This window comes from uncultured Clostridium sp., assembly GCF_910588715.1.
Classification (GTDB): Bacteria; Bacillota; Clostridia; order Clostridiales; family Clostridiaceae; genus Clostridium.
The window spans coordinates 72,642-87,026 of record NZ_CAJURG010000006.1 but is presented as its reverse complement, the minus strand read 5'-3'; the positions used below and the strand labels follow the sequence as shown (position 1 = coordinate 87,026).

Genomic DNA, 14,385 nt, shown 5'->3' with positions numbered 1-14,385 from the left:
ATTTTAAATAAATTTTTATAATTTTAAGGAGTCTTAGTAATGAAGAATATAAAGTTAGAAGAAAGAAACTTAAGTATGCTAGTAGATTTTTATGAATTTACAATGTCTAATGGTTATTTTAAAAATGAATTAAAAGATAAAGTAGTTTATTTTGATATGTTTTTTAGAAGAAACCCTGATAATGCAGGATTTGCAATTACAGCTGGATTAGAACAGCTAATTGAATATATAAAAGGATTAAGATTTGATAAAAAGGATATTGAGTATTTAAGAAAAAGGCAATTATTCAGTGAAGAGTTTTTAGAGTACTTATTAAATTTCAAGTTTACTGGAGATATTTATGCCATAGAAGAAGGAACTCCTGTATTTCCTAATGAGCCTTTATTAACAATTAAAGCAAAGGTTATAGAAGCACAATTAATAGAAACTATGTTACTTTTAACTATTAATCATCAAAGCCTGATTGCAACAAAGGCAAGTAGAGTAAAAAGAGCAGCTAATGGAAGAGAAATTTTAGAATTAGGGGCAAGACGTAGTCAAGGTTATGATGCGTCTATATATGGAGCTAGAGCAGCTTATATTGGTGGAGTAGATGGAACTGCAAATACTATTGCAGATGAAATTTTTGAAGTTAAAGCTGTTGGAACAATGGCTCATTCATGGATACAATTATTTGGTGATGAATATAAAGCCTTTGAAACATATGCTAAAACTTATCCAGACAATTGCATTTTATTAATAGATACATATAATGTTTTAAAATCAGGAATAATTAATGCAATTAAAGTTTATAAAAATGTATTAAAGCCTCAAGGAAAAATGCTTAAAGGAGTTAGATTAGATAGTGGAGATTTATCATATCTTTCAAAGGAAGTAAGAAAAATATTAAATATAAATGGATTAGAAGAGTGTAAGATAATTGCATCTAATAGCTTAGATGAATATATAATTTCAGACCTTATGAGTCAAGGTGCTTGTATTGATATATTTGGAGTTGGGGAAAGATTAATAACTGCAAAGTCAGAGCCAGTTTTTGGTGGAGTATATAAATTAGTTGCAGTTGAGGAAGATGGAAAATTAATTTCACGAATTAAGATTTCAGAAAATATAGAAAAGGTTACTAATCCAGGATATAAAACAGTTTGGAGATTATTTGATAAAGAAAGTAATAAGGCAATTGCAGATGTATTAACATTAGCTGATGAGATAATAGATGATTCAAAAGAGTATGAAATATTTGACCCAATTCATACTTGGAAGAGAAAAGTTATAAAAGATTATTATGCAAAAAAATTGCAAGTGCCAATTTTTATAAAGGGAGAATGTGTTTATAAAACGCCAAGCTTAGAAGAAATTAGGAAGTACTCATTAATTCAAGTTGATTCATTATGGGATGAAGTAAAAAGATTTAACAATCCACAATCCTACTATGTTGATTTATCTGAAAGACTTTGGAATTTAAAAAATGAAATGATAAAGAGCTTAGATAATGTATAGTAAATTTTATTATTATAAAAATATGTATATTTAAAATACTAAAAGTAACATGATTTTAATTTATAAATTTATAAGGAGTGAATTCCAGAACCTTATTTCTATAAAGTTTTGCGTATAACGTAAGTATTCCATAGTTATAAGAGTTATATATCTAGATAAAAGTATTATAATCATGTTACTTTTTATTTTATTATTTTTAGGTAAAAATAGAAAAATAAATAATTTAAAATATAAATTGGTAAAATAACAAAAAATAAGATAAAAACATGGAAAAATAAACTGAAAAAATATATAATTAATATGTCAAATTACATATTAAATGGGAGGGAGATGTAAAAAACTTATGCAGAAAAAAAAGATTAAAAACATTATTGCTGTTTCAAGTGTTGTTGGAACAGTTTTATTATCTAAAAGTATAACAGCTAATGCTACAGAATTAAATCAAGGTATATCATTAGCTTCAGCAAGTAAGGGACAAGTTGTAAATGTAAATTCAAGCTTAAGAATTAGAGAGTCAGCAAGTACAAGTTCCGCAGTTATAGGAACTCTTAGAAATGGTAATACATTTGATATAATCTCAAAAAGTGGAGGTTGGTATCAAATTAATTATAATGGAACAAAGGGATATGTTCATGGAGATTATGTAAAAGAAATTACATCGTTATCAACGTCACCTTCACCTTCAACACCATCTCAAGTAGTAGATCAAAAAGGAAAGGTATATAATGTATCTACTAATTTAAGAGTAAGAAGTGGAGCATCTACAAGTTCATCAGTTTTAGGTTATATTACAAATAATACTGAAGTAAGCATAGTTGGAAGCGAAGGTAATTGGTATAAAATAAAATACAATAGTGGATATGGATATGTAAGTAAAGATTATATAAAAATTACTGGAACTTCATCTAGTGGAAATTCAAATAATAGTTCAACAAATAATTCAACTAACCAAGGGAATACTGGTTCTTCAGAAACACAAGTTAATAAAACAGGATATGTTTATAATGTAAGTAGTGGTGGGCTTAGAGTTCGTAGTGAAGCATCTACAAGTTCAAGAGTTTTAGGAACTTTGTATTCTGGAAATACGGTAAATATAGTAGGGGAAACAGGAAGCTGGTATAAGATTAAGTATAATTCATCATATGCTTATGTTCATAAAGATTATATAACTGAAAATAAACCATCTTCAGGTGGAAATAGTGGAAGTAATGGTTCAACAAGTAATGGTAATAATTCATCTCAAACAATGAATGCTGTTGGGATTGTTACAAATGTTTCTTCAAATTTAAGAGTAAGAAGTGGAGCATCTTCAAACTCAAGTGTACTAGGATATTTATTAAACAATGAAAAAGTTGATATAACTGGGAAAGAAGGAAACTGGTATAAAATTAAATTTAAAGGTTCGGTAGGATATGTAAGTGCTGATTATATAAAAATATCTAATGGTAGCAGTAATAATAATACTAACAATACTGTTTCTAGTTCTTATGAAATAGTACTTGGAGAGTTAAAAGCTCATATTGGCTCACCATATGCTTATGGAGCTTCAGGAGAAGTTGTTACTAATTCTTCAATACAATCATTAAAAAATACATTCCCTAGTTATGCAGCTCAAGGTAAGTATGAAAGTTTATACAGTTATGTTGGGACTGGTGTAAGAATGTTTGATTGTTCTGGATTAATGCAATGGGCATTTAAAAAGGCAAACATAAACATTGGAAGAACAACTTACGATCAAATAAATAGTGGAGTAGAAGTATCTGTAAATAGTGCAAAACCAGGAGATTTATTATTTTATAGTGATTTAGGACATGTTGGTATGTATATAGGAAATGGACAATGGATAGAATCACCAAACTCAGGTAAGACTATAAGAATAGCTAATGTTCCATGGGGATCAATTGGAAGAGCAAGAAGAGTTTTATAAAAATGGACAAGTATATTAAATTATTATATTTTATGATTATTTAAAACATCTTCTATATGGTTATTAATAAATATTTATATAAAATATGACTAAAATAATAAAAAACTATATCAATCTTGATATAGTTTTTTATTTTATATAGATTTATTTATCATTAATTCTATCTATATATTCTTTCATTAGGTTAGCTGATGATACAAATTTTTCTTCTTCATCTTGAGATAACTTTATATTTAGTACCTTTTCAACACCATTTCTACCTAAAATTGTAGGAACACTTAAATATGCATCATTAACACCATAATAGTCATTTAATAATGTTGAAACAGTTAAAATGGTTTTTTCATCTCTAATTATTGCCTCAACTATTCTTTCAAGAGCTATTGCAACAGCAAATGCAGTAGCACCTTTTCTTTTAATAACCTCATAGGCACAATTTTTAACATCTTCAGCTATAACAGTTTCGGTTTCCTTATCCCAAGTTATAGAGTTTTGTTCAGAAAAACTTTTTACAGGTATACTACCAATCATTAATGATGACCATGTTACAAATTCACTATCTCCATGTTCACCTAAAACATATCCTTCTACATTTCTTCCATCAATTTCGAAGTATTTTCCAAGTAAGCTTCTAAGTCTTGCAGTATCTAAAACAGTACCAGAACCTATAACTCTTTCTTTAGGAAAACCTGAAAGCTTGTATGTCATATATGAAAGTACATCTACAGGATTAGATACAACTAATAAAATTGAATTTGGACTTAGCTTTGCTAATTTTGGAATAAAGCTTTTAAATATTGAATAGTTTTTGTCGACTAAGTCTAATCTAGTTTCACCAGGTTTTTGTGGAGAACCAGCAGTTATTATAATTATATCTGAGTCTTTAGTGTCTTCTAAAGTTCCTAAAGTAACATTACATGGTTTACATAAAGAACTACCATGCATTAAGTCTAAAACTTCTCCTAAAGCCTTTTCTTGATTTATATCATTAATTACAATTTCTCTTGCTATTCCTTTTTGTAATAATGCAAATGCTGTAGTTGCACCAATTGCACCTGCACCAATTATTGATATTTTACTCATAATATCACCCTTTCATTAATTATTTCAATTTATATATTTATTTTAATTGTTATAAATTTCTTTTATTTACTTAGTATTTCTGATTATAAAAAATATATTTATAAAAAATATATTTATAAAAAAATATATTTATAATAAAATAAGAAATAATTACTATTAATTAATATTTATTATATGGATATTAAAAATAAAAATCAACTATAACTACGAATATTTTTAATTTACATAGATGTAGTATTTGAGGATTTATTATAAAGTTGATATAATTAATAATATGAATAAAATATGAAAAATATGTATTATATAGAAGATAATGTATTGAGTATTTAGGGGGAATTTAGGTGAATTACTATAAAATTTTAGGTGTTGATGAAAATTCTACACTAACAGAAATTAAACAAGCTTATGATAATCAAGTAAAAACTTTTAAAGATGAAATAAAAGACGAAAAGAGACTAGAAAAGTTTTTAGAATTATTTAAAGAAGCATATGAATCCTTAAATAAGGATGAAAAAATCTTAAATCGTCATATAAAGACTTTTGATGAAGAAGTAAATGATTTATTTAATAAAAATAAAATTAAAGAAAAATCAAGAGAGGTATTGCAAAATAAAGATATTATTAATTTTGAAGATAAAACTTTAGAAAATAATTATGATTGCACTATTTTAATGAGTAGAGAAGAAATAATGAGGGAATCTTTAATTGAAAATAATAAACCCAAAAAAGATAGAATTATATTTAAATCAAGAGAAGACTTTGAAGAGTTTAAAGACTTTTTTGATAATGAAGAAGAAGAGAGAGTTGAAAAAAAAATAAGAAAAAAGAAAAGTATTAATAAAGATATTGGAAAAAGTAATAATTCAATTAAAAAAGTTAAAGAGCAAGATAATAAAGAAAAATTAGAACTTAAAAAATATTATAATAAAGTTAGAAGTAATATACCAAGTTTATTATTAGTTGCTGTTCCAATAATAGTAGTACTATCAACTTTAATTTTCTTATTTAAAATAATAATTTAAGGAGGGGGAGATTATTAGCCCTCTTTTATTATTTATTAAATTTTAATTTATAATAATATATATTATAAATTAAAAAATAAAATGTATTAAATATGTAATTTTTTTGTAACTTTATAGTATAATTTAGTGATATAATATAGTTAAAAGCTTATTATAACAAAAGAGATAGCGGGATAAAGTATGGATAGAGAAAAGATTAAATTAGATGAAAATATAAAAAATAAAAAAGACTTAATAAAAATAATTGAAGAAAAGGAAATTGAAATAGAAAATCAAAAGCTAAAATTACAATTAGCTAATGAAGAAATAGAAAAAATAAAATTAGAATTAGAGCAATTAAAAAGAGAAATTAGTGAATCTATTGTTGATACATTTAATATTGATTTAAAAGAAAAAAGATTAAGTAATATTATAGAAATTTCAGAAAAAGAGAAAAGTAATATTTCAATAGAGCTTGTTGAAATAAATGAGGAAGAGTTTAGAGATGAACACATAAATGATATTGAAAATGAAACAGATGTTATGGGGAAAAAAGATAGTGCTAATGAAGATATCAGAGTTGATAATGATATAATAGTTGAAGAACTAGGGGTAAATAGTATTGAAGAGAAGGAAGAAGATGAATTGACATTAATAGAAAGATTAAAGCTTGTATTTATAGAAAATAAAGATTCTGATATTAAACAAATTTTAGATGAAATATTAAATAGTATAATTGATATTGAAGATACTATAAGATTTGAGAATAAAATATTTTTATTATATATATCATATTTTTATGATAAATTAGATGAGTTACTTAATAAAAGTAAGGCAATAAATGAGTGCTATAACTTAGAGAATGATGAAGTTAATTTATTAAAAATGATTATAAAAGAAAAAGAATACTCATTATATAATGAAGAAAAAGAAATAGTTTCAAACATAGTAAAAGATAATAAAAATTTATTTATTAACCTAGATGCAATTGTAAGAGGGCGAATAATAGATAAAATTAAAAATACTTCATATAAGGCTTTTGAAGGCGTTTATTCTGTCAAGGATTTAATGTATGGTGAAAAAAATATAACTTTAAAAGCATGGGTTAAAGAAAAGGAAAATGATACATATAGATTAGTTGAGGGGTTATATTCTAATAATACGGATAAACTATATATGTTAGAAGTATCTATTGGAATATTAGGATTAAATATTAAAAAGTTAACAGATGATGAACTTAAAGATTTAAATTCACAAAATTATAAAGTTGAAGATAAAATGTATAAAGAAGAAAAATCTATTTCAACTAATGATTTAGAAAAAACCTGTAAAATTGAAAAGATTAAAGAAGAACAATATATAATTAAAAAAGATAAGGATAAAAATGTTTGGAAAAAATTAAAAGGAGCATTGGGATTAAAGCCTAAAAAATAAAATTATATTAAAAAATTGCCTAATTAATTACTTTAATTAGGCAATAAATATACATTTAAATCTTTAGGTAAATGTTTACAAGAGTTAATTAATACTGTATAATAAAATTAAGGAAACTTTCTAATAAAGAATATAAATATTTAATAAATCTATTATTTTTATAAAAATATTTCAGAATAAATTAAGATATTTGTAACAAATTTGACAAACTGATGAGTTAAAATATTACAAGAGGTGATTTATGTGGAAAAGGGATTACAGTTTGTAGATTCATATCATGAAAAAAATTATATTGAAATAGTTCAAAGATTTATTGGAAATTTAAATACTGATTTATATATAGTATTAAAATTATTAAGCATTAATGAAGTTTATGTAGTTGCTAAAGAATATATAGATGGAACTAATATAAAATTTAAAGAGCTATTAAATGATTCAAGAATAGCAAGTACATCAAAATTTTTAGTTGAACTGGCATATAGTTTTTCTACAAAAAGATTTTCAGTAAATGAAATTTCAAGTACAAAAAAATTAAATTTTGATACTAGAAACTTTATAATAAACGTAATAAATTATTATTCAAAGAAAAATAAAAAAGATAATTCTTGTGCATAATATTTTATATTTAATAATATAATTAAAAACATAGATTCATATTTTAATATATAAAGTATTATAAAAAATAAACCATTGATGTGGAGATAAAAATAGACCCTACACTTACAGAGAGTTTGGATAGCTGAGAGCCAAATAGAATGTAGACTATTAAATGGACCACTGAGGGCATAGTGAAAAGAAGCTTAATTTCTTAGTATTCTATGACGTTTGGCATACGTTAGTTGTCTAGGATATGTTAGTATCTGAATAAAGTGTGCGATTAGTTCGTAAATCAAGGTGGTACCGCGGGGATTGTAAATTCTTCCCGTCCTTGGCAGTTATATTTTACTGTCAAGGACGGGTTTTTTATTTATATATCTAATTATATTGAATCTTTATTAATCTTTTAAGATGAAAATAAAATTTATCCAAGCTTAGAATAGTAGTAAGGTTTAAGGTTTTATTAAATATTAGAAAATAATAATAGAAAGGCAGGTCGAGATGAATGGGTAAAGGAAGATTTGGAGAATATGGGGGACAATATATATCGGAGATATTAGTAAATGAACTTATTAATCTTGAAGAAAAGTATGAATATTATAGAAAAGATAAAGAATTTAATGACGAATTAAATGAATTATTAAATAAATATGCAGGTAGACCATCACTTTTATATTATGCGGAAAAAATGACTAAGGATTTAGGTGGAGCAAAGATTTATTTAAAGAGGGAAGATTTAAATCATACTGGTTCTCATAAAATAAATAATGTTTTAGGGCAAGTATTATTAGCTAAAAAGCTAGGAAAAACAAGAGTAATTGCAGAAACTGGAGCAGGTCAACATGGAGTAGCAACAGCAACGGCAGCAGCTCTTTTAGGTTTAGAATGTGAAATTTTTATGGGAAAAGAGGATACAGATAGACAATCTTTAAATGTATATAGAATGAAGCTTTTAGGAGCAAAGGTTAATGCTGTAACTAGTGGAACTATGACTTTAAAAGATGCTGTAAATGAAACTATGAGAGAATGGGTTAATAGAATTGAAGACACTCATTATGTTATAGGTTCGGTAGTTGGTCCGTATCCATTTCCAAGCATAGTAAGAGATTTTCAAAGTGTAATAAGCAAGGAAGCTAGAGAGCAAATACTTAAATTAGAAAAAAAGCTACCTAAAGCTGTTATTGCTTGTATTGGTGGCGGAAGTAACTCAATTGGAATGTTTTATAATTTTATAAATGATAAAGATGTAGAACTTATTGGATGTGAAGCAGCTGGAAAAGGTGTAGATACATCATTAAATGCAGCAACAATAACTAAGGGTAGTGTTGGTATATTCCATGGAATGAAATCTTATTTTTGTCAGGATGAAAATGGACAAATAGCACCAGTATATTCAATTTCAGCTGGATTAGATTATCCAGGAGTAGGACCAGAACATTCTTATTTAAATGATATAAAAAGGGCAAAATATGTAGCAATAACAGATGATGAAGCAGTAGAAGCTTTTGAATATTTAGCTAAGACAGAAGGTATTATTTGTGCAATAGAAAGTGCACATGCTGTTGCTTATGCAAAAAAGATAGCAAAGAATTTTAGTAAAGATGAAAGTATTATAATTTGCCTTTCAGGAAGAGGAGATAAAGATGTTGCAGCAATAGCTAGATATAAGGGGGAAAATATTTATGAATAGTATATATAAAGCTTTTGAAAATAAAAAAGCATTTGTAGGATTTTTAGTAGCAGGAGACCCTAATGAATACAAAACGGTAGATTATATTTTAGAAATGGAAAAAGCAGGAGCAGATTTAATAGAAATAGGAATACCTTTTTCAGATCCAGCAGATGAAGGAGAAACGATACAAAATGCTAATATAAGAGCTTTAAATAGAAAAATTACAATGGACAAAGTTTTTAAAATAGTCAAAAGTGTAAGAGAGTATAGTAATATACCTATAGTATTTTTAACTTATATAAATCCAGCTTATAGGTATGGATATAATAAATTTTTTGAGGAGTGTAGAGAAGTAGGGGTTGGAGGAGTTATATTTTCAGATGTGCCTTTTGAAGAAAAACAAGAAATAGAAGATATATCAAATAAATATGATGTTGATATTATTTCTATAATTGCACCTACTTCAAAAAATAGAATTGAAAAAATATCTAGGGAAGCTAAAGGGTTTATTTATATTTTACCTTCATTTGGAGAAAAAGATGAAATTCCTAGTTATGTAAGAAAAACTGTTCAAGAGATTAAAAAATTTACTGATATTCCTTGTGTTTTTAATTTTGAAATTAATGATATAGATAAGTTAAGAGAAATTAGGGAAGTTGTTGATGGAATAGTTATTAGAAGTGATATTGTTAAAATTATTGAAAAATATGGTGATAATTCAGAAGAATATCTATTTAATTATATTAAGAAAATAAAACAAGCAATAGAATAATTATAAAGAACATAATTAAGTAATAAAAAGGAGATATACAAATGAAAAAATATTTATTAGATACTAATATAATAATTAAGCTTTGGAATATAAGTGAAAAATATTTAGATAAAATATTAAAAAATGGTAATGTATTTATATTAAATGAAGTATTAAATGAGTTAGCTGTAAAAGAAGTAAGAGAATACAGAAGAAGAGATGTTTTAAGTGAAAGATTTTGCAAGTTATTGCCTTATAGTATTGAAGTTGAAAAAGAAAATATTAGTGGTTTTTATATGATATTTGATTATAAAATTAAAGATAAATTTAATAATCATAACTTATCTTTAAATGATTTATTACAATTATATGCTTGTTATATTGATGATGATTTAAACTTAGCAACAGAAGATAAGGAGTTATTTAATATTGCAAAATATATATTAGGAAATAGTAGAGTATTATCCTTAGAAGAAATTAATTATATTGAAATATAAATATCGCTATATTATAATTTACAAGTATTTTATTAATTTTAGTAAATGCTATTTAAATATTTTTACTAAAGGAGAGGATTTTTTTGAATTACATTACTGTTTTTGAGTATATCGGTGTTTTTGCTTTTGCAGTATCAGGAGCGATAGTTGCTATTGAAGAAGAGTTTGATATTTTTGGAATATATATAATAGCTATAATTACCGCTATGGGGGGAGGAGTACTTAGAGATATAGTTACAAATTCAGGTATTCCAGTATTTTTTACAAGCTATATGACAATTCCATTCATTATTGCAGGGACTTTATTAGCTATATTTTTAAGAGGAAATATAAAGTATAAAAATTTATTTGTATTTATTGATGCTATTGGTCTAGCAGCTTTTTTTGTATCTGCAGGTGTTAAGGCAATAAATAATAATTATAATTTTATGTTATTTATATTTGCAGCTAGTATAACTGGTGTTGGTGGTGGAGTATTAAGAGACATAATAACTAATAGGAAACCACAAATTTTTAAAAATGATATTTACTGTGTAGCAGGGGTTATAGGAGTAACTATACTGTGGTTTATATATCCTATAATTGATATGAGATCAGCACAATTTATAACTTTAGTTATTATAGTACTTATTAGAATGATAAGTTATTATAAGAATATAAATTTACCAGTAGTATTTAAAAAAGATATAAATAATTAAAAGTTTTATAAAAGAATAACCTATTATAAACATTAATATAATTATATATGAGTATAAATTGGGGGAATAATATGGATATTAAAAAGGATGCAAATCATATTCACAAAAGTAAAAATTGTGAAGGAATTATCCATACTCATATGGGGACAGATGGACATAAACATACGCACATACATTCTCATGAAAGCACAAAAATTATAGTGAATCGTTTAGCACGTGCAGCTGGGCACTTAGAAGCAGTAAGACGTATGGTAAAAGATGAAAGAGATTGTAGTGAAGTTTTAATTCAATTAGCAGCAGTTATATCAGCATTGAAGAATGTAAGTAAGATAATATTACAAGAACATATAGAAAGCTGTATAGTAGAAGCTATAGAATGTGGAGATAAAGAAGCTATAGAGGATTTAAATAAAGCAATAGCTCAGTTTATTAAATAGATATTTATTATTTAAAAGGAGAGTTGAAGTAAACTCTCTTTTTTGTTTTAAAATTTTTTGAAATTAATCCCCCTACCTAGGTTGTTGATAAATGGTAAAGATGATACAATTTTGGTATAAAATAGAAAACAGTTAGGGGGATTTCATGAAAAGAAAGTATCTAGTATTATCTTTAATAGTGAGTATATCATTACTTATTGTAGGGTGTAGTAGCAGAAATGGGGCAGATATAAAAGGTAATTCTAATAAAGATGTTAGTATTTCAAGAGATGATGCTAAAAAAAATAAAGATAGTATTACAGCCTATGTTGGAAATAATATTTTTGAAAGCAGCTTAGATCCAATTAAGGGAGCTATGAGTTATGGTTATTCTTTTACTAATAATGCTTTAATCAGGGTAAATCCAAACTCAGGATATGAAGATGATTTAGCAGAAAGCTGGAATATAAGCGAAGATTCATTAAGTTATACTTTTAATTTAAAAAAAGATATTAAATTTCAAGATGGATCAGACTTTACAGCTGAAGATGTAGTTTTTACTTATGAAACAGTTAAAGCAAATCAAGCGGACAATGAAAATGTTGATCTTACAAGGTTAAAATCTGTTGAAGCTATAGATGATTATACAGTTAAATTTACATTGTCAGAAGCATACTCACCATTTTTTGATTCAGTAGCATTATTAGGAATTGTTCCAAGTGATGCTTATGATAGTAAATCTTTTGATAAAGCGCCAATAGGAACAGGGCCTTGGAAAGTTGCTCAATATAATACTGATCAACAAATTATAGTACAAGCTTATGAAGATTATTATGAAGGAGCTCCAGAAATTAAACAAGTAACCTTTGTAAAAATGGATAGTAAATCAGCCTTTTCTAATGCTAAATCTGGTCAATTAGATATAGTTATGGTAGATCCAAACTATGCTAATGAAAGAATAAATGGAATGTATTTAGAAAATCTTGAAACTATGGATGTTCGTAATATTAGTTTACCTTATCTTCCAGAGAAAATTATAAAAGATAAAAATGGAAATGAAATAATGGTTGGTAACAATGTTACATCTGATATAGCTGTACGTAAGGCTTTAAGTATAGGAATAGACCGCAAGCAAATAATTGAAAATGCTTTAAATGGTGTAGGGAAAAAAGCTACTGGCTTTACAACTAATTTAGCTTGGGGAAATCCTTTAGTTTATGAGGATAATCAAAAAGAAGAAGCAAAAAAGATACTTGAAGAGGCAGGATGGATAGATAGTAACGGTGATGGAATTCGTGAAAAAGAGGGATTAGTTTGTGAATTTGATGTTTATTCATCATCTAATGATGAGCAAAGATACTTATTAGGTTGTGCTGTTTCTGAAGAAGCAAGGAATTTAGGAATAAAAATAAATATTAAACAAGGAACTTGGGATGAACTTACATCTAAAGCTAAAAGCGCAGGTATTGTATGGGGATGGGGTCAATATAGCCCAACAGTACTAAAATCACTTCTTTATTCTGATTTATTTTTAACTGGTGATTATGATAATACAATTGGATATTCAAATAAAGAAGTAGATAAATTAATTGATGAAGCTATAGATTCTAATAATCAAGAGGAAGCAGTAGAAAAGTGGAAAGAAGTTCAAAGGCTTTCAAGTGAAGATTATCCATATTTATATATTGTAAATATTGAGCATAGTTACTTTATAAATGATGCTCTTGATATTTCTTTAGATACACAAATAGCACATCCACATGGTCATGGTGCACCAATTATTTGTAATATGAAGGATTGGAAGATTAATGAATAGAGTAAAGTATATAGGTTCAGCCTTTTTAAGAATGTTATCATTATTAATAGGAGTTAGTATTATTTCTTTTATATTGGTCACAAATTCACCGATAGACCCATTAACTTCATATGTTGGAGTAGAATCTACACTCTCTATAGAGGCAAGAGAAGAAATTGCAGAGCATTGGGGATTAAATGATCCCCCGTTAGAAAGGTTTATGTCTTGGGGAAGGAATGTTTTAAAAGGTGATTTTGGAACATCAATAACATATAAACAGCCAGTTAGCACAGTTATATTAGAGAGATTTAAATATTCAGTAGTATTAATGATAGTATCTTGGTGTTTTTCTGGAATAGTTGGATTTTTGGTTGGTGTTTTAGCTGGTGTATATAAGGGAAGTTTATTTGATAAAATTATAAAAATATTTTGTCTTGCATTACAATCAGCACCAACTTTTTGGATAGGATTATTAATTTTAAGTTTATTTTCAGTATATTTAGGATGGTTTCCAATAGGTTTTGCAGTTTCTTTAGGGAAATTAGCTTCAGAAATTACAATTTGGGATAGAATATATCATCTTATATTACCAGCATTAACACTTAGCATACTAGGAATTAGTAGAGTTACTTTATTTACAAGACAAAAACTTATAGAAATATTAAATAGTGATTTTATACTTTTTGCAAAAGCAAGAGGAGAAAATACGAGGCAATTAGTAATTAGACATGGACTTAGGAATATAGCGTTACCGGCTATAACAGAACAATTTGCTTCATTTAGTGAGCTTTTTGGAGGAATAGCATTAGCAGAAACTGTTTTTTCTTATCCAGGATTAGGTACAGCAACAACAGCAGCAGGATTAAATGGAGATGTTCCTTTATTATTAGGAATTGCAATATTTAGTGCTATATTTGTATTTATAGGTAATTTTATTGCAAATATATTATATGGAATATTAGATCCAAGATTAAAGGAGGGAAGATATAGTGATTAACAATCCTTTAATATTTAGAG

Annotated in this window: 13 protein-coding genes and 1 other annotated feature; of the genes, 12 read left to right on the top strand and 1 reads right to left on the bottom strand. The window is 26.2% G+C overall.

The genetic code is table 11. From position 1 onward, the window contains the following. The first annotated feature begins 39 nt into the window (after positions 1–39). Together QZ321_RS09580 and QZ321_RS09575 are read left to right on the top strand one after the other, a co-directional pair. Positions 40–1,497, top strand: a complete 1,458-nt coding sequence (locus tag QZ321_RS09580; protein ID WP_291747732.1) for a nicotinate phosphoribosyltransferase — start codon at positions 40–42, stop codon at positions 1,495–1,497. 343 nt (positions 1,498–1,840) lie between these two features. After that, positions 1,841–3,424, top strand: coding sequence for an SH3 domain-containing protein (locus QZ321_RS09575; RefSeq protein WP_291747735.1), 1,584 nt, complete (start codon positions 1,841–1,843; stop codon positions 3,422–3,424). Positions 3,425–3,568: 144 nt separating this feature from the next. Here QZ321_RS09575 and QZ321_RS09570 read toward each other — a convergent pair whose 3' ends face one another. After that, positions 3,569–4,507 (bottom strand): L-lactate dehydrogenase, encoded by a 939-nt coding sequence (locus QZ321_RS09570; protein ID WP_291742268.1) that lies wholly within the window; start codon positions 4,505–4,507, stop codon positions 3,569–3,571. 341 nt (positions 4,508–4,848) lie between these two features. Here QZ321_RS09570 and QZ321_RS09565 point away from each other — a divergent pair, with 341 nt between their 5' ends. From QZ321_RS09565 to QZ321_RS09520, 10 genes are all read left to right on the top strand, one after another. Continuing rightward, positions 4,849–5,529: a DnaJ domain-containing protein gene (locus QZ321_RS09565; protein ID WP_291747738.1), complete on the top strand. Its 681-nt coding sequence runs from the start codon at positions 4,849–4,851 to the stop codon at positions 5,527–5,529. A 180-nt stretch (positions 5,530–5,709) separates the two neighbouring features. Then, positions 5,710–6,942 carry a hypothetical protein gene (locus tag QZ321_RS09560; protein WP_291747741.1) on the top strand — a complete coding sequence of 411 codons (1,233 nt, stop codon included), beginning with the start codon at positions 5,710–5,712 and terminating at the stop codon, positions 6,940–6,942. Between the two features lie 243 nt (positions 6,943–7,185). Next, positions 7,186–7,557 carry a hypothetical protein gene (locus tag QZ321_RS09555; protein WP_291742277.1) on the top strand — a complete coding sequence of 124 codons (372 nt, stop codon included), beginning with the start codon at positions 7,186–7,188 and terminating at the stop codon, positions 7,555–7,557. Between the two features lie 66 nt (positions 7,558–7,623). Further along, positions 7,624–7,875: a binding site (T-box leader), on the top strand. Between the two features lie 169 nt (positions 7,876–8,044). Further along, positions 8,045–9,229 (top strand): tryptophan synthase subunit beta, encoded by a 1,185-nt coding sequence (gene trpB / locus QZ321_RS09550; RefSeq protein WP_291747745.1) that lies wholly within the window; start codon positions 8,045–8,047, stop codon positions 9,227–9,229. Continuing rightward, the gene (gene trpA / locus QZ321_RS09545; protein ID WP_291742282.1) at positions 9,222–9,983 is read left to right on the top strand and encodes a tryptophan synthase subunit alpha; all 762 of its coding nucleotides are present in this window, start codon (positions 9,222–9,224) and stop codon (positions 9,981–9,983) included. The genes trpB and trpA overlap by 8 nt, the downstream gene beginning before the upstream one ends. 41 nt (positions 9,984–10,024) lie before the next feature. After that, positions 10,025–10,459, top strand: a complete 435-nt coding sequence (locus QZ321_RS09540; protein ID WP_291747749.1) for a hypothetical protein — start codon at positions 10,025–10,027, stop codon at positions 10,457–10,459. Positions 10,460–10,542: 83 nt separating this feature from the next. Continuing rightward, on the top strand, positions 10,543–11,157 hold the full coding sequence (locus QZ321_RS09535) for a TRIC cation channel family protein (RefSeq protein ID WP_291747752.1): 615 nt from the start codon (positions 10,543–10,545) through the stop codon (positions 11,155–11,157). A gap of 140 nt (positions 11,158–11,297) precedes the next feature. Next, positions 11,298–11,594, top strand: coding sequence for a metal-sensing transcriptional repressor (locus tag QZ321_RS09530; RefSeq protein ID WP_291747849.1), 297 nt, complete (start codon positions 11,298–11,300; stop codon positions 11,592–11,594). A gap of 145 nt (positions 11,595–11,739) precedes the next feature. Beyond that, on the top strand, positions 11,740–13,389 hold the full coding sequence (locus QZ321_RS09525; RefSeq protein WP_291747755.1) for an ABC transporter substrate-binding protein: 1,650 nt from the start codon (positions 11,740–11,742) through the stop codon (positions 13,387–13,389). After that, positions 13,382–14,365, top strand: coding sequence for an ABC transporter permease (locus QZ321_RS09520; protein ID WP_291747758.1), 984 nt, complete (start codon positions 13,382–13,384; stop codon positions 14,363–14,365). The genes QZ321_RS09525 and QZ321_RS09520 overlap by 8 nt, the downstream gene beginning before the upstream one ends. Positions 14,366–14,385 lie beyond the last annotated feature (20 nt).